The 17,934-nt window shown below is 74.3% G+C and carries 14 protein-coding genes and 2 tRNA genes; 9 read left to right on the top strand and 7 right to left on the bottom strand.

Annotated elements, in window-relative coordinates; translation table 11 throughout:
- Window positions 1-245: 245 nt before the first annotated feature.
- From ACH4SE_RS10285 to pepN, 3 genes are all read right to left on the bottom strand, one after another.
- Window positions 246-3,590 carry a S8 family serine peptidase gene (locus tag ACH4SE_RS10285; RefSeq protein ID WP_398542888.1) on the bottom strand — a complete coding sequence of 1,115 codons (3,345 nt, stop codon included), beginning with the start codon at window positions 3,588-3,590 and terminating at the stop codon, window positions 246-248.
- 208 nt (window positions 3,591-3,798) lie between these two features.
- Window positions 3,799-4,920 (bottom strand): hypothetical protein, encoded by a 1,122-nt coding sequence (locus ACH4SE_RS10290; RefSeq protein ID WP_398543193.1) that lies wholly within the window; start codon window positions 4,918-4,920, stop codon window positions 3,799-3,801.
- Between the two features lie 366 nt (window positions 4,921-5,286).
- Complete coding sequence (gene pepN / locus ACH4SE_RS10295; protein WP_398542889.1) at window positions 5,287-7,914, bottom strand: aminopeptidase N; 2,628 nt, start codon at window positions 7,912-7,914, stop codon at window positions 5,287-5,289.
- 272 nt (window positions 7,915-8,186) lie between these two features.
- Between pepN and ACH4SE_RS10300 the strand changes: the two genes are divergently transcribed.
- The 5 genes from ACH4SE_RS10300 (at window position 8,187) to ACH4SE_RS10320 (ending at window position 11,486) form a co-directional block, all read left to right on the top strand.
- Complete coding sequence (locus ACH4SE_RS10300; RefSeq protein ID WP_398542890.1) at window positions 8,187-8,834, top strand: DsbA family protein; 648 nt, start codon at window positions 8,187-8,189, stop codon at window positions 8,832-8,834.
- Window positions 8,835-8,849: 15 nt separating this feature from the next.
- Window positions 8,850-9,236 (top strand): VOC family protein, encoded by a 387-nt coding sequence (locus tag ACH4SE_RS10305; RefSeq protein ID WP_398542891.1) that lies wholly within the window; start codon window positions 8,850-8,852, stop codon window positions 9,234-9,236.
- A gap of 247 nt (window positions 9,237-9,483) precedes the next feature.
- Entirely contained in the window at window positions 9,484-10,080 is a 597-nt protein-coding gene (locus ACH4SE_RS10310) for a biotin transporter BioY (protein ID WP_398543194.1), read from the top strand.
- 98 nt (window positions 10,081-10,178) lie between these two features.
- The gene (locus ACH4SE_RS10315) at window positions 10,179-10,667 is read left to right on the top strand and encodes a ribose-5-phosphate isomerase (protein WP_398542892.1); all 489 of its coding nucleotides are present in this window, start codon (window positions 10,179-10,181) and stop codon (window positions 10,665-10,667) included.
- 9 nt (window positions 10,668-10,676) lie between these two features.
- Window positions 10,677-11,486 (top strand): Fpg/Nei family DNA glycosylase, encoded by an 810-nt coding sequence (locus ACH4SE_RS10320; RefSeq protein WP_398542893.1) that lies wholly within the window; start codon window positions 10,677-10,679, stop codon window positions 11,484-11,486.
- A 4-nt stretch (window positions 11,487-11,490) separates the two neighbouring features.
- On the opposite strand, the gene ACH4SE_RS10325 is transcribed toward ACH4SE_RS10320, so the two are convergent.
- Window positions 11,491-12,726, bottom strand: coding sequence for a GNAT family N-acetyltransferase (locus ACH4SE_RS10325; protein ID WP_398542894.1), 1,236 nt, complete (start codon window positions 12,724-12,726; stop codon window positions 11,491-11,493).
- A gap of 139 nt (window positions 12,727-12,865) precedes the next feature.
- Between ACH4SE_RS10325 and ACH4SE_RS10330 the strand changes: the two genes are divergently transcribed.
- Window positions 12,866-14,020: a PP2C family protein-serine/threonine phosphatase gene (locus ACH4SE_RS10330; protein WP_398542895.1), complete on the top strand. Its 1,155-nt coding sequence runs from the start codon at window positions 12,866-12,868 to the stop codon at window positions 14,018-14,020.
- A gap of 176 nt (window positions 14,021-14,196) precedes the next feature.
- Window positions 14,197-14,391 carry a hypothetical protein gene (locus ACH4SE_RS10335; protein WP_398542896.1) on the top strand — a complete coding sequence of 65 codons (195 nt, stop codon included), beginning with the start codon at window positions 14,197-14,199 and terminating at the stop codon, window positions 14,389-14,391.
- Here ACH4SE_RS10335 and ACH4SE_RS10340 read toward each other — a convergent pair.
- The gene (locus ACH4SE_RS10340; RefSeq protein ID WP_398542897.1) at window positions 14,356-15,396 is read right to left on the bottom strand and encodes an asparaginase; all 1,041 of its coding nucleotides are present in this window, start codon (window positions 15,394-15,396) and stop codon (window positions 14,356-14,358) included. The two genes, ACH4SE_RS10335 and ACH4SE_RS10340, sit on opposite strands and share 36 nt — an antisense overlap.
- Window positions 15,397-15,571: 175 nt before the next feature.
- Here ACH4SE_RS10340 and ACH4SE_RS10345 point away from each other — a divergent pair, with 175 nt between their 5' ends.
- Complete coding sequence (locus ACH4SE_RS10345; protein WP_398542898.1) at window positions 15,572-16,024, top strand: Lrp/AsnC family transcriptional regulator; 453 nt, start codon at window positions 15,572-15,574, stop codon at window positions 16,022-16,024.
- A gap of 91 nt (window positions 16,025-16,115) precedes the next feature.
- Here the strand turns inward: ACH4SE_RS10345 and ACH4SE_RS10350 are convergent, their stop codons facing one another.
- Both ACH4SE_RS10350 and ACH4SE_RS10355 read right to left on the bottom strand, forming a co-directional pair.
- The gene (locus tag ACH4SE_RS10350) at window positions 16,116-17,291 is read right to left on the bottom strand and encodes a DUF4241 domain-containing protein (protein ID WP_398542899.1); all 1,176 of its coding nucleotides are present in this window, start codon (window positions 17,289-17,291) and stop codon (window positions 16,116-16,118) included.
- 320 nt (window positions 17,292-17,611) lie between these two features.
- Window positions 17,612-17,682, bottom strand: a tRNA-Gly gene (locus ACH4SE_RS10355).
- Between the two features lie 109 nt (window positions 17,683-17,791).
- On the opposite strand from ACH4SE_RS10355, the gene ACH4SE_RS10360 reads away from it, so the two are divergent.
- Window positions 17,792-17,868 (top strand) — tRNA-Pro (locus ACH4SE_RS10360).
- The last annotated feature ends 66 nt before the right edge of the window (window positions 17,869-17,934 follow it).

The following is a 17,934-nucleotide window of genomic DNA, read 5'->3' on the forward strand; positions in this document are numbered from 1 at the left end:
CGCCGGGCAACCCAGGGGCGCGGGGAACTGCGCGAGCAACCACCCACCCACAGAAGGCCGCGCGCACAACCGCACCACGCACCCCCGCAGCGCAAAAGGAACCGCGGGGAACGGCGCGAGCAACCCCCAACCCCCCGACCCCCACCCACCGCAGGGCCGCGCAGCGACCCGCACCACGCGGAACGGGGGCGCAAAAAAAGGGGGGCGCCCCCCGCCGAAGCGAGGCGCGCCCCCCAAAGAAAGAGCTACGGCAGCGTCGACGCGATCAGGACGGATCCCGTACCCGCGGGCGTCCCGCCCGCCGTGAGCACGCTGACCTGCCCGAACAGCTGGCGCCCGGCGGGCGCGACCGCCGAGGCCACCACGTCGGCGGTGACGACCGCCGACGCACCGTGCGGCAGCGACACGGGCGCGCCGGCCCCCACCGTGACCTGGCCGAGGGCGGCGGAGTAGTAGACGTCCTCGTACGTGTACGTCGTCGAGCCGGACGGCACGGAGTATCCGTCCACCTCGAAGGTGTAGTTGCCCGGCGCGGGGTTCGCGAGGCTCACGGACTCCTCCGCGTCCCCGTCCGCGCTCTGCGCGACGAGCACCCCGTCGCGGTAGACGTACAGGTCGAGGTCGGCCTGCTGGTCGGACGGGGAGCCGATCGAGACGTCGAGGCGCGAGACGCCCGCCGGCACGGTCAGTTTGGTCGTGCGGGTGTCGCCCTGGGCGATCGTCGGCGTGTCGGTGGCGGCGGAGCCGAGCGGCCCGCCGGCGACCGTACCGCCGCTGATCGGCGCGAAGTTGTTGGTGACCGTCCAGCTCACGGGCGTCGGCTCGCCGACCTTGGCGGTCGGCAGCGTCTGCACGGCCGGGTCGAAGGAGGCGCCGAGGACGGCGACCTTGAGCGTGTACGGGTTGTCGAGCTGCGGCGAGGTCCTGCGGGCCTCGACCTCGATCTCCCAGACGCCCGGCAGCGGCTGCGCGTACGACCTCAGGTCGGGACGGCAGGTGTTGGCGGGGTTGTTGTAGTTGGGGTAGCAGTCGGGGGTCTGGGTCGAGTCCAGCGGCACTCCGTAGGGGTGCATGGTGATGAACCGGGTCTGGCTGCCCGCCTTGAGGCCGCCCATGGAGACCTCCAGCGAGGTCGCTCCGGCCGGGACGGTCACGAAGTAGGAGCGGGTGCTGTCGCGCTGGATCGTCCCGGAGCGGGTGAGGGTGAAGGACGGTCCGGTCACCGGCGTGGAGACGATGACGGTCGCGGCGATCTGCGTGTCCGTGCCGGGGGTGAGCGGGTCGTCGAGGTTCAGCAGCGCGCTGTGCACCCCGGCGGTGCGCGGCCGTGCGGTGACCTTGACCGTCACCGGCGTGCCGAGCGGCAGCGACACGAGGGGGCTCGCGACCGAGAAGGTGCCGTCGTCGTAGGCCCAGCGCAGCGTGTGCAGCACGGGGTGGGACGGGCCGCTCGTGCGGGTCACGGTCACGCTGTAGGTGCGGCTCTGACCGGTGGTCAGGCCGCCCTCGCGGTCGTAGATGCCGGTGCCGTAGCCGGGCGTCTGCAGGTAGCTCGACAGGGCGGTGTCGACGGGTGCCTTGACGGTGTACGTGCCGGTGGTGCCGCCACGCTCGAGCAGTTTCCACGCGGGCGTGACGGCGATGAGGCCGGCGCCCTGGTCGGTGGTCTGGAAGCCCGGGATCGTCCTGGCGGTGCTGGTGAGCGCGGTGCGCAGCTGCGCGGGGGTGACGGTCAGGTGCCGGGCCTTGGCGGCGGACAGCAGCAGCGCCGCGGCGCCGGCCGCCTGCGGGGAGGCCATCGAGGTGCCCTGGAGCATCGCGTAGCCGGGCGGCAGGCTGTAGCCGGCCTCGGCGACGGGCGCACCGGCCTCCCACGTCGGGATGGCGTTGACGGCGGCGCCGGGGGCGGTGATGACGGGTGCGAGGCCGCCGTCCTCGCGCGGGCCGCGCGCGGAGAAGGGCATCATCGCGTAGGGCACGGTGGTCTGCGAGCCGTAGTTGGCGGCCCAGGTCTCGCGGGAGATGGACGCGCCGACGCTCAGCACGTGGTCGGCGAGGGCCGGGTCGCTGATGGTGTTGACGCCGGGGCCGTCGTTGCCCGCGGAGATCACCAGCTGCACGCCGTAGGTGTCGACGAGCTGCTTGTAGAGCAGGTCGCGCGCGCTGGCGCCGTCGTTGAGCGAGCCGAGGCCGCCGATGGACATGTTGACGACGTCGACGTGGTGGTTGATCACCAGGTCGGCCATGCCCTCGGTGAGCGCGATGCTGGTGCAGCTGCCGGTCCAGGTGCAGGCGCGCGAGGAGACGATCTGCGCGCCGGGCGCGGCGCCGTCCATCGCGCCGCCGAAGAGCCCGTTGGCGGCGGTGATGCCCGCGACGTGCGTGCCGTGCTCGGCCTCGACGACCCCGATGTTGACGAAGTCGGCCTTCTTGCCCACCCAGGTGCCGCCGTAGGGGTCCATCGGGACGTCCTTGCGGATCTCGATGGTGAAGGGGACCGACTCGGAGATCGCGGTGGCCGGGTCGTCCGTGCCGAAGTGCCCGATCTGGTAGGCGTCCTTGTACGGCTTCATCGCGGTCTCGTCGCCGAAGTCGCCGTCGTTGTCGAGGTCGACGCGCACGGTGCCGGCCGCCTGGTCGTACAGCACGCCCCACACGTCGGTGGTGTCGCCGTCGCGGTTGAGGTCGCCCTTCGCGTCGCCGCCCTTGGTGGCGGCCTCGGCGAAGGTGCTGAAGTAGTAGCTGCCGGCGGGCGCGGTCCAGGCGCGGCCGGAGGCGGTGAAGGAGGGGCCCGACACGGCGGTGACCATGGGGCGCCAGGTGGCGTCGCCGTCCAGGATCGGGTCGGTCGAGGTGACCCAGTCGACGATCTTGCGCTGCCCGGTGCTGGTTTTCTGGAGCGCCGGGTGGCCGACGTCGACGCCGGAGTCCAGGATGCCGATGGTGATGCCGCGGCCGTCCGCGCCGGGGTTGTGCCTGACGAAGTCCACCGCGCCGGTCTCGAAGGCGGGCTCGTAGGGGTTCGCGGCGGGGGTGTGCGCGTCGGGGCCCGGGTAGGTCTTCGCGGGCCTGCCCTTGCCGCGTGCCGCGGCGGTGGTGTCCGCGGACGGCGTCGGGTCGTCGAGCTGGATCTCCTGCTTGAGGTCGATCGCCAGCACCTGCGGGAGCTTCTGCGCCGCGCCGAGCGCCGCGTCGGCCTTCGCGGTGGGTACGGTCGCGCGGACGTAGCCGAGCTGGTCGTACGTCCGGCCGACGCTCGCGCCCTGGGCGTGCAGGCGGGAGCTGATCTCGGCGGTGGTGCCGGGCTTGCCCGCGACCATGAAGGTAACGGTCTTGTCGCCGTCCGCCTTGGCCTGGGCGAGGGCCTCGGCGTCGGCGGCGCCGAGCTTGTCGTCGGCGTCCTTGCCCGGCGCGCCCGTGCCGTCGGGTGCGGCCGGCGCCGCGGTCGCGGGCGTCGTGGCGGGCGGTGCCGGCTCGGGCGTGGCGGCGGCCGCGAGCGTGGGGCCCGCGGCCGTGAGGGCGGCCACCAGGCCCGCGGCGAGTGCGAGCCTGGCCGTGCGTCTGGTGCCGGATATGTGAGCGAGTGGCATGGGCATCCCTGTTCGGGCCGTCGTGACGGTGTACGGAAAACGGAAGACTGTGCGGAACAGACCGTACGGATCGTCACCCTGCCGGGGAAAGCCGCCCTTTGTGGTGCGTTGACCTTCGCCCGGTGCCCTGCTGACGTGTATCCGCCAGCCAGGTGAGCGGCATACCGGTGCAAAGGCCGCATCCCTGCCACGGGCCGGCGGCCGCGGATCAGCGCGGGGTCACCACGACGTAGGCGGCGGACAGCTGGTCGGCCGCGGCGACCAGCGCGGTACGCACCACGGCTGCCTGCGGCGCGCACGTGTCCCGCAACTCGGCGGGGGCGACGTGCACGAGCGTGATGCCGAGCGCCTCCAGCCGGTCGCGCTGCCGGACGGTGCGCGACCACGCCTCGTCGTCCCGGAACACCGTCTCCGGCCGCCACGCCTCCGCGTCCCGGGCTCCGCCCGAGCCGTACGGGTCGGCGTAGAGGTCGCCGGCCCCGTCGTGCTCCGCGGCGCCGTCGTCGTCCGGGGCGTCGTACGGGGCCGGGCCGCCGTGCCGCGGCTCGATCACGAGGGCCACGCCGTGGTCGGGCCAGTACGCGTCCACCGCGCCCAGCGGCGGGCCCCCGGGGAGGCGCAGCTCGACGTTCCAGACCGGGTCCGGCAGCGCGTGGGTGCGCACCATCGTGTAGAGCCGCTGCTCGGCCATCCGGCGGTCGGCGCCGTGCAGTGCCCCGACCGCGTGGGCCACGTGCGGGTGGTCCAGCAGCCCGGCCGCGCCCAGCTCGCGCATCACCGCGGCGGCGTCGCAGTGCCCGTCGCGTACGGCCTCGGTCAGCAGCCGCCGTACCGACCGGGTGTCGTCCAGGCCGCCCACCGCGTCGGCCAGGGCGCGCGGCACGGGCGCGCACGGCAGCCCGGCCACCTCCTGGGCGCGGGGGAGGGCGCGGGCGCGGTGCACGGTCACCTCGCCGGCGTCCCGCAGTCGCCGCTGACGGGGCACCAGTACGTCGATCCGCAGCAGCGCGGACAGCGGCGGCACGCACGAGAAGCGGTGCAGCGCGAGGGCGGCGAGCCCGGTCACCATGGCCTCGCGCCCGCCGCCGGGAGCCGGGCCGGAAGGGCCCGGGGCGCCCGCAGGGGCCGCGGCCTGCGGTGTGCCGCCGCGCCGGTCCGGCTCGCGGCCCGCGTACAGCAGCGCCGCCTGGAGCCGCTCCCGTGGGCCGGGCGGGCCCGGGTGCAGCAGGTAGACCTGCGGCAGCAGCTGCCGCCAGGGCCCGTCGGGGCCGCACCGCTCGGCCACGACGGAGGCCGGGACGCCGTGTGCGCGCAGCCGGCGCAGCGTCATGACCGGCTCGCCCGCGGGCAGGCGCCCGTCCGGGGCGTGCGGTGCGGGGCCGGCGGCGTCCCCGGCGAACCCGGCGCCGGAGGGGCGCCCGGCGGGGGAGGGTGCGGCGGCGGAGCGGGAGTCGCGGGGACCGTGGGGGAGGCGGGGGTTCACGTTCATGGCGACGTCGTTCCCGTCCCCCGTACGGCCCCTAACCCCTGTTACACATCCGTCGACAAAACCGGACAACACCGCGCTAAAGTCCATGTGTTCGGATGCCGACCACCGTTTCCCCCGTCCGGGTGACGCGCGGGGCGGGCGCAGCGGCATCCGCGGGCCGCCCCCCGGGGGCGGGGCGACGCGCGGAAGCGCCTGCTCAGCGGGGTGTCACAGCGCGGCGCCCGAGCGGTCCGCCTCGGCCGCCCGCGCGTCGCAGGCCTGCGCGCGCAGCGCCCGTGCCAGGTCGTCGCGCCCTTCGAGCACCAGGCGGCGCAGGTTGGGTGCGGCGTCCTCGTGGGCGGCGAGCCACGCGTCGGTCGCCTCCAGCGTCTCCTGGCGGTCCTGGAGACCCGGGAAGAGGCCGCTGACGACCGCCATCGCGATCTCGATCGAGCGCGACGCCCAGATGTCCTCCAGTGCCGCGAAGTACCGGTCCGTGAAGGCCGCCAGCAGATCGCGCTGCCCGGCCTGCACGAAGCCCGCGATGCTGGCCTCCACGAGGGCGTTGGACAGCGCGTCCGACCCCACCACGTCCGCCCACACCCGCTCCTTGACTCCGGCGGAGGGCCGGGCCGCCAGGCAGCGCACCTCGTGCCGGTGGCCGGAGGCGGTGTCGTCGCGGGCCCGTTCGGCGGCGATGTCCGCGTCCTGCGCGGCGTCCTGCGCGGTGAGCGCCCCCAGCAGCGTCCAGCGCAGCTCCTGGTCCACCTCCAGGCCGTCGATGCGCGCCGAGCCGTCGAGCAGGCCCCGCAGCAGCTGGAGGTCGGCGGGCGACGAGGCGACGGACGCGAGGAAGCGCGCCCACGCCAGCTGGTGGCCGCTGCCGGGCTCGGCGAGCCGCAGCTCCTGCACCGCGCCCTGCGCCAGTTCCGTCGCCGCCAGGGCGCGCCGCGCGGGCGCGACGTAGCGGGTGAGCGTGGTGCGGGCCTGGAGGTGCAGCGACTGGAGCACCCCGATGTCGGTCTCGCGGCCCGCGAAGCGCAGCACCAGGCCGAGGTAGTCGCCGGCCGCCATCAGGCCGTCCCGCGTCATGCTCCACACCGCGGACCAGGCCAGCGCGCGGGCCAGCGGGTCCGACAGGTCGCCCAGGTGCGCCCGCAGGGTGTCCAGCGAGTCCGCGTCGAAGCGCACCTTGCAGTACGTCAGGTCGTCGTCGTTGACCAGCACCAGGTCCGGCCGCGGCTGCCCGGCGAGGTCGGCGACGACCGTGCGCGGGCCCGCCACGTCGGTCTCGGCGCGCGCGTAGCGCTCCAGCGCGCCGCCCGGCACGCGCCGGTAGAGGCCCACGGCGACGCGGTGCGGGCGCAGCTGGGGGTGCGCCGGGTCGTCGGCGCCCTGGAGCACCGCGAGCTCCACGACGCGCCCGTCCGAGCCGTAGCTCACGTCCGGCGTCAGCGAGTTGACGCCCGCGGTCTCCAGCCAGGCGCGCGACCAGGCGGGCATGTCGCGGCCCGAGGTCTCGCTGAGCACCGACAGCAGGTCGGCCAGTTCGGTGCTGCCGTAGGCGTGCCGCCGGAAGTAGCGCCGGGCGGCCTCGAAGAAGGCGTCCTGCCCGACGTAGGCGACGAGCTGCTTGAGGACGGCGGCGCCCTTGGAGTACGTGATGCCGTCGAAGTTGAGCTTGGCGTCCTCCAGGTCGCGGATGTCGGCGACGACCGGGTGCGTGGAGGGCAGCTGGTCGGCGTGGTAGGCCCAGCCCTTGCGGCGGTTGGCGAAGGTGATCCAGCCCTCGGTGTACCGCGTCGCCGCGACCTGGGAGAAGGCCGCCATGAAGTCGGCGAAGGACTCCTTGAGCCACAGGTCGTCCCACCAGCGCATGGTCACCAGGTCGCCGAACCACATGTGCGCCATCTCGTGCAGCACCACGCTGGCCCGGTGCTCGTAGGACGCGCGCGTCACCTTGCCGCGGAAGACGAACTCCTCCCGGAAGGTCACGCACCCCGGGTTCTCCATCGCGCCGATGTTGTACTCCGGGACGAAGGCCTGGTCGTACTTCCCCCACGGGTACGGGTAGCCGAAGGTGTCGTGGTAGAAGTCCAGGCCCTGCTTGGTGACGGTGAAGATCTCGTCGGCGTCGAAGTGCTTGGCGAGCGACCGGCGGCACAGCGCGCGGAGCGGGATGTCCAGTGTCGAGCGGTCGTCCAGGGCGCGCGCGTAGTGGTCGCGCTCGACGTGGTAGGGCCCGGCGACGACCGCGGTGATGTATGTCGGGATCGGCAGCGTCGGCCGGAAGCGCGTCGTCGTGCCGCCGCCCCCGGCCGCCGCGGCGGCACCCTCCGGCTCGGCGTTGGACAGCACCGTCCAGCCCTCGGGCGCGGTCACCTGGAAGGTGAAGGGGGCCTTGAGGTCGGGCTGCTCGAAGTTCGCGAAGACCCGGCGGGCGTCGGCCGGCTCGTACTGCGTGTAGAGGTAGACCTCGCCGTCCTCCGGGTCCTCGAAGCGGTGCAGGCCCTCGCCCGTACGGCTGAAGGCGCAGCGCGCGTCGACGACCAGGGTGTTGCGCTCGGCCAGGCCGTCGAGGGCGATCCGGGCGCCGTCGTAGACCTTCGCCGGGTCCAGGTCGCGGCCGTTGAGTCGCACCGAGGCGACCTCGGTGGCGACGAGGTCGGCGAAGGACGGCTCGCCCGGCCGCGCGCACCGGAAGTCGATCACCGTGGTGGACCGGAAGGTGCGTACGGTGCCGTCCGGCACCGCGCCGACCGCGGACCGCACGTCGAGCGCCACGTCGTAGCGCTCCACCGACAGCAGCGCGGCCCGCTCGCGGGCCTCCTCACGGCTCAGGTTCTCGCCGGGCACGGGCGGACTCCTTCGTCTCATGCCCCAGGAATCCCAGGAACCCCAGGCACATCGGACAGCTGACGTTCCGCATCCTTCCACGGCCGTCCGACACCGGGCGGCGACCAGCGCGTACGGCCGCGGGCGCGGCGCGCCCGGGCGGCCGCACGGGCACGTCCTCGGACGGCCGGACCGGGGAATGCGCGGCCGAGCCCGCCGCGTTGTCGGCTGTGGCAGGGGTTCGCCCAGCCGCGCCCGGCCCGTCCCGGACGCCCCCCGACGAGGAGTACGAAGTGACCGCGACCGCCGCCGACCCGGCCAAGACACCCGCCGACTTCTGGTTCGACCCGCTGTGCCCGTGGGCATGGATGACGTCGCGCTGGATGCTGGAGGTCGAGAAAGTCCGCCCCATCGAGGTGCGCTGGCACGCGATGAGCCTGGCGGTGCTCAACGAGGACAAGCTCGACACGCTGCCGGAGGACTACGCCACCTTCCTGCGCGACGCCTGGGGTCCCGTCCGCGTCGTCGTCGCGGCCCAGCAGGAGCACGGGGACGAGGTCGTCGGCCCGCTCTACACCGCGCTCGGCACCCGCTTCCACAACCGCGCGCTGCCCAGGTCCCGCGAGACGCTCGTCGAGGCGCTGGAGGAGGTCGGCCTGCCCGCCGCACTGGCCGACCACGCCGAGCGCGACACGTACGACACCGAGCTGCGCGCCTCCCACAAGGAGGGCATCGACAAGGTCGGCCAGGAGGTCGGCACCCCGGTCATCGCCGTGCCCGGCTCCGACGGCTCCCAGATCGCCTTCTTCGGCCCCGTCGTCACCCCCGCCCCCAAGGGCGAGGAGGCCGCCAAGCTGTGGGACGGCACGCTCATGGTCGCCTCCATCCCCGGCTTCTACGAGATCAAGCGCACCCGCACCGCCGGGCCGAACTTCGAATAGGACGGCCGTCACACCATGGCGCACCTGGGCCTGGTGGCCGTCGTCGTGCACGACTACGACGAGGCCATCGCCTACTACACCCGCGCGCTCGGCTTCGAGCTGCGCGAGGACACCCCGCGCGGGGACGGCTCGCGCTGGGTCGTCGTCGCCCCGCCCGGCGCCCGCGAGACCGGCCTGCTGCTGGCCCGCGCGTCCACCCCGGAGCAGTCCGCCCGGGTCGGCGACCAGACCGGCGGGCGTGTCGGCCTCTTCCTGACCACCGACGACTTCGACGGCGCCTACGAGCGCATGGTCGCCGAGGGCGTCGTCTTCGAGGAGGAGCCGCGCTACGAGCCGTACGGGGCGGTCGTGGTCTTCCGCGACCTCTACGGCAACCGGTGGGATCTCATCCAGCCCGCGTAACTTGGTGGAAACCCACAGCGCATACGGTCCGGGGCGGGCTCGTACGGGCCCGCCCCCGTGACCGCGCCCGGCGTGACGCAGCTCACGCCACCTGCGTAAACCTCCCGCCCGGCCGGAGCCGGATTCTCCAAGCGGAAGATCACGCCTTTGTCGGAAGCAGACGATGATCGGCGCCGCGAAGCTGGGCTAGCGTCGGAGCGTCGCCTCCGTGGCGACCCCCAGCCGCCTCACCCCGCGGGAGAACCCCATGAGCGCCGCCACCCTTGCCACCGGCCGGGCCGGAACCGTCCTCGCCGACCTCCTGCCCGCCTCCTCCGCGACCCGGGCGCGGCTGCGCGACGCCGCGCTCGTCGCGGGCGGCGCCGCCCTCACCGGGCTCGCCGCGCAGCTGTCCCTGCCCGTCCCCGGCTCGCCGGTGCCCGTCACCGGGCAGACCTTCGCCGCGCTCCTGGTGGGCACCACGCTGGGCGCCCGGCGCGGCCTCGCCTCCCTCGGCCTCTACGCCGCCGCGGGCGTCGCGGGCCTGCCGTGGTTCGCCGGCGGGGCCTCCGGCTGGTCCATGGCGAGCTTCGGCTACATCCTCGGGATGCTGCTCGCCTCCGGCGTGGTCGGCTTCCTCGCGCGGCGCGGCGGCGACCGCACGGTGCTGCGCACCGCGGGCGTCATGGCCGTCGGCTCCGCCGTCATCTACGCGGTGGGCGTGCCGTACCTGGCGGTCTCCGCGCACCTCTCCGCCCACCAGGCGGTCACGATGGGCCTGCGCCCGTACCTGCTGGGCGACGCGGTCAAGGCCGCCTTCGCCATGACCGCCCTCCCCCTGACCTGGCGCCTCGTCCGCCGCTGACCTCCGCGGTGCCCCGCACCCTCCCGGGGGACGGCCCCCGCGGAGGGACCGCACCGCCCTGCGCGTCCCCGCGCCGCGCGAGGTGAAAGACTGCCCCCATGCGTGTGTACCTCGGCTCTGATCATGCCGGTTTCGAACTGAAGAACCACCTCGTCGAATGGCTCACCGCCAACGGGCACGAGCCCGTGGACTGCGGGCCGCACGTCTACGACGCGCTCGACGACTACCCGCCCTTCTGCCTGCGCGCCGCCGAGCGGACGGCCGCCGACGCCGGCAGCCTCGGCGTCGTCATCGGCGGCTCGGGCAACGGCGAGCAGATCGCCGCGAACAAGGTGCGCGGCGTGCGCTCCGCCCTCGCGTGGAGCGAGCAGACCGCGCAGCTGGCCCGCGAGCACAACGACGCCAACGTGCTGAGCATCGGCGGCCGGATGCACACGCAGGAGGAGGCGGTGAGGTTCGTCGAGCTCTTCCTGACGACGCCGTACTCGCACGAGGAGCGGCACCAGCGCCGCATCGACATGCTCACGGCCTACGAGGCCACGGGCGAGCTGCCGCCGATCCCGGCGCACCACCCGCAGCAGGACTGACCGGCCGCGATGCCGGAGGGGCACACGATCCACCGGCTGGCCGCCGACCACCGCGAGCGGTTCGGCGGCCGGGCGGTGCGCGCGGCCAGCCCGCAGGGCAAGTTCTCGGACGGCGCCGCGCTGCTGGACGGCCGGGTCATGGACGCGGCCGAGGCGCACGGCAAGCACCTCTTCCTCGGCTTCGCCGGGGTCGGCTGGGTGCACGTGCACCTCGGCCTGATCGGCACCTTCCGCTTCGGCGAGGGAGCGCCGCCGCTGCCCGCGGACACCGTGCGCCTGCGTGTCGCCACGCCCCGGCACTACGCCGACCTGCGGGGCCCGGCCGCCTGCGCGCTCGTCACCGACCCGGAGAAGCAGGCGATACACGACCGGCTCGGGCCGGACCCGCTGCGGCCGGGCGACGACCCGGACAGGGTGTACGCCAGGATCTCGCGCTCCCGGACCAGCGTCGCGGCGCTGCTGCTGGACCAGAAGGTCGTCGCGGGCGTGGGCAACGTCTACCGCGCCGAGGTGCTCTTCCGGCACGGCGTGGACCCCTTCCTGGCCGGGCGGGACCTGCCGCGGCCGGTGTGGGAGGCGATGTGGGCGGATCTGGTCGCGCTGATGCGCGAGGGCGTGCGCAACAACCGCATCGACACCGTGCGCCCCGAGCACGAGCCGGCGGCGATGGGCCGCCCGCCGCGCGTCGACGACCACGGCGGCGAGGTCTACGTCTACCGCCGCACCGGCCTGCCGTGCCTGGTGTGCGGCACGCCGGTGCGCACCCAGGCGCTGGCGGCCCGCAACCTGTTCTGGTGCCCGCGCTGCCAGGCGGCCTGACGGCTCAGAAGCCGTGCGGCACCCACGGCTGCACGTCGCAGTGGAAGGCCGCCGAGGCCGGTCCCAGGGCGCCCGGCCGCAGCTCGGTGACCAGCCCGGCGGCGGCGAGGGTGCGCAAGGTGTGGCCGCCGAGGTAGGCGGTGCCCAGCTCGCGCGCGGTGACGGCGAGGTCGGCGGGCCCGGCCGTGCGCTCGCACACCGCGCCGGAGGCGTCCGCGGACAGCCGCCAGCGGCCCGAGTTCCACGGGCAGAAGGCGTCCTCGACCTCCAGCACCACGTCCAGCGGCGCGGTGTAGGCGCGGGCGGCGAGCGCCGCGGGGACGTCGACCAGCCGCACGTACAGGCCGTCCCGCCACCCCAGGTGGCAGCGGCGGATGTCGGAGACGAGCTGCTGCACCGGGTCGTCGGCCGGCCGGTTGTGGAAGACGAGCCGCGCGGTCAGGTCCGTGCCCGTCAGGTAGTGCCACAGCGCCGCGTACGCCGCCGGGTCGAGCGCCTCGACGTCGCGCAGCTTCACGGTGCCGTCGGGTACGCCCTCGGGCGTGCCGCGGTTCGACGTCCAGTAGCGCGCGTAGCCGCGCACCTCGCCGCCCTCGTCCTCGGCGAGCACGCACAGCATGGGCCCGAAGCCGCCGCGGCCGCTCGCCGGGTCCAGCAGCGGGTGGCGCTCCCAGCCGGGGCGGCGGGCGAGCATACCGGGCCGCCGCGGCACCACCTGGGCGTAGACCGCCTCGCAGGCCGCCGAGCCCTCCGCCGGGTCGACCAGCCGCATCCGCAGCCGCTCGGCGCCCGGCGGCAGCGCGACGGTCAGCTGCCGGACGTCGAGGCTGCCGTGCACCTGGCGCGTGCCCGCACCGTAGCCGAACCGCCCGTAGATCTGCGGCTCGGAGGCGGTGAGGACGGCGAGCGGCGTGCCGTCCGCGTGGAAGGTGTCGAGCTGGCGGCGCATCATCGCCGTCAGCACGCCGCGCCGGCGGTGCGTGGGCAGCACGCTCACCGCCGTCACGCCCGCGGTCTCCCGCAGCGCGCCGCCCGGCACCGCCATGCGGAAGTCGAAGGCGCCCGCGGTGCCGACGATCTCCTTGCCGTCCCAGGCCGTCACCGTCCGCCCGACGGGCAGCAGTTCCCGCCACAGCTGTGCCTCGGCGGGGTCCTCTCCCGGTCCGCCGAAGGACCGCAGGAGGCACCGCTCGTACGCTTCCCACTCGCTCTCGGCGAGCGCGCGCAGTTCGATCGTCATGAACTGTGCCTACCAGGCGGCCGGTCGGGGGGCGAACGTATTTTCCGGCGCGAAAGGAGCGGCCGGGCGGCTCACCCGGACGGCTCACAGGTCATCCGGCCTGCACAGCCGGGCCGTCGCTCGGTAGGGTCGCCGGGACATGGCGAAAGAGGCGGTGGGCGAGGGGATCGGGCTCCGGTGGCGCAGGCAGCTGCACCGGGCCCGGCTCGGTGTGCGCAAGGCCGCCGTCGACTACTTCCGCGGCGGCGTCTCCGACTGGGCCGGCCTGGCCGTGCTCGTCGCCGCGGTCCCGCTGCTGGCGTACGTCTCCGTCGTCACGCCCGCCTGGTGCCCGCCGAGCGCCCTGGTGCTGCCGATCCTGGCCGGCGGGCTGCTGCTGCGCCCCGCGAGCCTGCTGCTGCTCTACACCGCCTCCGCCGTCGCGCTCATAGCCGAGTCCGCGACGCTCGGCCCCTACCGCGAGGGGCCGGCGCGCGTCACGCCGGGCACGGTGCTGGAGGTCACCGCGGTCGCCCTGACGGGCCTGGTCATCGCGCAGTTCCGGTCCCGCGTCGGGGTGCCGTGGCGGGGCGGGCACACCATGCTGTTCGACCTCCGGGAACGTATCCGGGTGCAGAGCCGGCTGCCGCGGCTGCCCGGCGGCTGGCACGCCGAGATGTCGCTGCGGCCGGCCGGCGGCCAGTCCTTCTCCGGCGACTTCGTCGTGGCCACCCGCAGTTCGGGCGGCCGGGTGCTGGAGGCGGTGCTCACCGACGTGTCGGGCAAGGGCATGGACGCGGCCTCCCGCTCGCTGCTGCTGTCGGGCGCCTTCGGCGGCCTGCTCGGCTCGCTGCCGCCGCACTCCTTCCTGCCCGCCGCCAACGGCTACCTGCTGCGGCAGAACTGGGAGGAGGGCTTCGCGACCTCCGTGCACCTGGTCCTCGACCTGGAGAGCGGCGACTACGAGCTGCTGTCCGCGGGTCATCCGCCGGGCGTCCAGCTGCACGCGGGCAGCGGGGTGTGGGAGCAGATCTGCGCCGAGGGGCCGCTGCTGGGCGTCTACGACGGGGCCGAGTTCCACGGCGTGAAGGGCACGTTGCGCGCCGGCGACGTGCTGATGCTGTTCACCGACGGGCTCGTGGAGACCGCCGAGCGCGAGATCAGCGAAGGCGTGGACCGGCTCATCGGCGAGGCCGACCGCTTCGTGGCGACCGGCTTCCGCGGCGCCGCCTGGCGGCTCATCGAGGCCGTGGCCAAGGACGTCAACGACGACCGGGCGCTTCTCATCGTCAGCCGCACCCACCGCGCTTCCTGAAACCTCCCGCGCGGACACGCCGGTGCCGGGCCCGCACACCTGATCGTCATCATCTGCCCTGGCACCGGAGGGCGTTGATTGTCGGTCAGGGATGGCACCATGGACTACGGGCGAGGCGGGGGGCGCGGCGTGGTTCCCCGGACCGGCTTGGAACCCGAATGAGGAAGTGATCCCCTGTGGTTATCTCCCTGTCCGCGGCACTGCTGCTGGCGGTCGTGCTCTTCGTCATGATCCGGTCCAAGACGATCAAGGTGGGGCCCGCGATCGTCGCCGCCCTGTTCGGCTTCTTCCTGGCGTCCACGGACATGGCGCCGGACATCAACCGGTTCCTGAACTCAGTGGCCGACACCATCAACCAGATAAAGATCTGACGCGGGCCGCGGCGGAGCCGCCGGCGGCGCCAGCAGGGCGCGCAGCAGCGTCCCCGCGTCGCCGCCGTCCGGCCCGCCGGCCGCCAGCAGCGCGGCGAGCACCGCGATACGGGCCTGGCCCGGCTTGAGCGACCCGGCCAGCAGCGCGCCGGCCGCCGCGAGGTCGACGGCGCCGCCGCCGGTGTAGAGCGGGGCCACCGCGCCCGCCGCCACCCGCGTGCTGACGGCGACCTGCACCCCGGCGCCGACGGCGCGGCGCACCGCGTCGGCGATCTCCGGGTTGGCGTTGCCCGCGCCCGTGCCCACGAGCACGATGCCGCGGGCGCCGGCCGCGACGGCCGCGTCGAACAGGACGGAGTCGCCGTCGCTGTGGTGCATCACGATGTCGACCCGCGGGGTGGCGCCCGTGCGGGCGGGCAGCGGAAGCGGCTCGTGCCGCGGCACCCGGCGCGCCCAGCGCACCCGGCCGAAGTCGACCCGGCCCAGCGGCTGCCCGTCCGGGTCACCGAAGGCGTGCGCGTCCACCGTGTGCTGCTTGACCGTGCCGCGGGCGGCGAAGACCTGGCCGGCGAAGACGATCACCGCGCCGATGTCCCGCCCGGAGGCGGCGGTCAGCAGCGCGTCGTAGAGGTTGCCCGCCGCGTCGCCGTCGGGGGCGTCCAGCGGCTGCTGCGCGCCGGTGAAGACCACCGGGCGCGGGTCGTGGTGGAAGAGGTCGACGAAGAAGGCGGACTCCTCCAGGGTGTCCGTGCCGTGCGTGACGACCACGCCGTCCACCTCGGGGTCGGCGAGCGCCTCGTGCACGGCGTACAGCAGCCGCAGCTGGTGACCGGTGGTCAGCCGGGAGCTGTTGACGGTGAAGAGGTCCACCACCCGCACGTGGACGTCCTCGGGGACGGCGCCGGCGTCCAGCACCTCCCGCCCGGCCGCCTCGGCCGCGTATCCGTCGCCCTGCCACCGGCTGGCGATGGTGCCCCCGGTGCTGATGACCACGACGTGTCGCACGATGCCTCCGCCTCCGTTACCGCCGTTGCGCCTCGCCGCCCAGGGGTCGCCGGGGCCCGGAGGGGCAGGGCTCGGCACCGTGGACGGTCTCCACTGCAATGATATGCGCGTAGACCCAGCATATGATTGCGAATACCAGCCGGTACTTTGTTAAATCCAGGTTGATAATGCTGCGATGGACGCCATCGACAGACACATCTTGCGTGAACTCCAGGCCGACGGCCGGCTGACCAACCAGGAGCTGGCCCAGCGGGTCGGCCTGACCCCCTCCCCGTGCCTGCGCCGGGTGCGCCAGCTGGAGGACGACGGGGTCATCCAGACCTACCGCGCGGTCGTCGACCCGGCCGCGGTCGGGCGCGGCTTCGAGGTCTTCGCCTCCGTCGAGGTCCACCGCGACCGCGCGTCGGTCGCCGCCTTCGAGGCCGAGGTCCAGTCCACCACCGACGTCGTCGAGGCCTACCGCCTCTACGGCGCCCCCGGCTGCCTGCTGCGCATCGCGGTGGCCGACTCCGACGCCTACGAGCGCTTCTGGACCGAGAAGCTCATCGGCATGCCGGGCGTCAGCGACGTCAACTCCCAGATGATCATGCGCCGCATCAAGTCCCCCCAGGGCATCCCCGTCGACTAACCGACCCGCCGCCCGCCCCCGGAGACGACGGCGGCCCGGCCGCGGACCTCCTCCGCGGCCGGGCCGTGCGCGCCGAGGTGCCCGCGGCTCCTCACTCCCCCCCGGCGGCGGGGTGGAGCCGGAAGTCGACGACGACGCACCCGACCTGTCCGTCGTCGGTCCGGCCGATCCAGACGGGATAGGCCCCGTCGCCCCGGCCGGCACGGAAGGCGATGAGGTTCGGCCCGGACCGGGTGCCGGGCAGCTCGACGGCGAAACGGCTGTCGAGGGGGACGAACACGTCCTCGTCCAGCCGGTCCTCGTCGACCGTCCGGGTCGCGTCCAGGAAAGCCGCCGTGCCGGTGTCCACGCCGACCCCGTAGAACTGGCCCCCGCCGAGCAGTCCCAGGTCCTCGTCGGGGCGGAGGGCCATCTCCCACGCGCGGGGCGGGACGTCCACGAACGTCACCCTGGCCGCGGCGACCTCGGTGGCGTGCGGCGTGCGCACAAGCGACAGCGTGACCGGGAAGTCGCCCCGTGGCACGGCGACGGTCCGCGGGTCCTCCCCGACCCAGCCGGGGTCCGAGACCGCCAGCCGCCCCGACGTGATCCTCAGCAGGCCGGCGTCGACGGGCTCGACGGCGGCCTGCCCGTTAGGGGTGTCGTGCACGCCCGGACGGAACAGCTGCTCGATTCCGGCGGCGCGCAGCGGTCCCGCTCCTTCGTCCACCGGCACGTCGCTCAGGACGAGGGCCGCGGCGGGCTCGTGGCCCTGCTGGGCGAGGAAGGGCGCGAACACCTGCCACTCGCCGAATTCCGGTGCGGGGCAGAGGAAGCTCTCGAGGGGCGCCGCGAACCGCCGCACGGGGACGCCCTCCGGCACGGATGCCCCCGGCCCGGCGAACTCCGACCGCACCTCGACCTGCCCGTCGGCCGAGACGGTCGTGGTCTCCTGGACGTCCCACTTCCAGGAGGCGTGCTCCTGCTCGCCGGAGAACTGCCACCGGGTGTTCCGGTGGGCCAGCAGCATCCCCGTGCCGTGCTGCTTGAGGTCGATCATCTGCACGCGCCAGGACCTGTCGTCGAAGAGGTACAGCCGCCACATCCGGCGCGGCCAGTACTCGGCCAGGGCCAGCGGACGCTCCCGCGCGGACAGCAGCACCGCGTAGTCCGTCCCGGCGGCGTGCCTGCGTGCCGCGACCGCGCGCGGCATCGGGTCCGAATGGGCCGTTCCCTGCTGGGAACCCCACATGTCGCCGTACGACACGTCAAGGCTGTCGAAGATCACGGCCGCGCATCCCCCCTGTGGTACCGGCCGCCCCCGGGCGGTGGTGCCCGACGGGTGACCCTGCCGCACAGCCCTGCCCCTGACGGGCCTTCGCTGTTCCGGCAGTCTGCCACCGGGGTGTGACACACAGGACCGTGGGAGGCGAGGGCCCCGGGCCGGCGTCTCGCCCACGCGGCCGACGGCGCGGCCGTCAGGGTGCCGGCCGGGCGCGGATCCGGCAGGAACGGGCACACGGCGGGCGCGGGCGGCCGGGACGGCATCGCACAAGCAAACGGCCCAGGCCGCGGAAACCTCCGCTGACCTGGGCCGTCGTCGTTCAGAGCGGGCGACGGGAATCGAACCCGCGTAGCTAGTTTGGAAGACTAGGGCTCTACCATTGAGCTACGCCCGCAGCGCCTTGATTCTGGCACATCGCGCGGTTGCCGGTCGAACCGGATCGGGCACGGGTGAATAGCGGCTGCCCACGGTCTAGGGGGCATGTACTCTACGTGTCGCACCAGCGGGGTGTGGCGCAGCTTGGTAGCGCGTCCGCTTTGGGAGCGGAAGGCCGTCGGTTCGAATCCGGCCACCCCGACCAGCGCTGACGCGTTCCGCGGGAGCGGCCGGCTCGTCGCCGGACGACCCCGCCCGGTGGGGTTTGTGG

It is taken from the genome of Streptomyces sp. NPDC020983 (assembly GCF_044333485.1).
GTDB lineage: Bacteria > Actinomycetota > Actinomycetes > Streptomycetales > Streptomycetaceae > Actinacidiphila.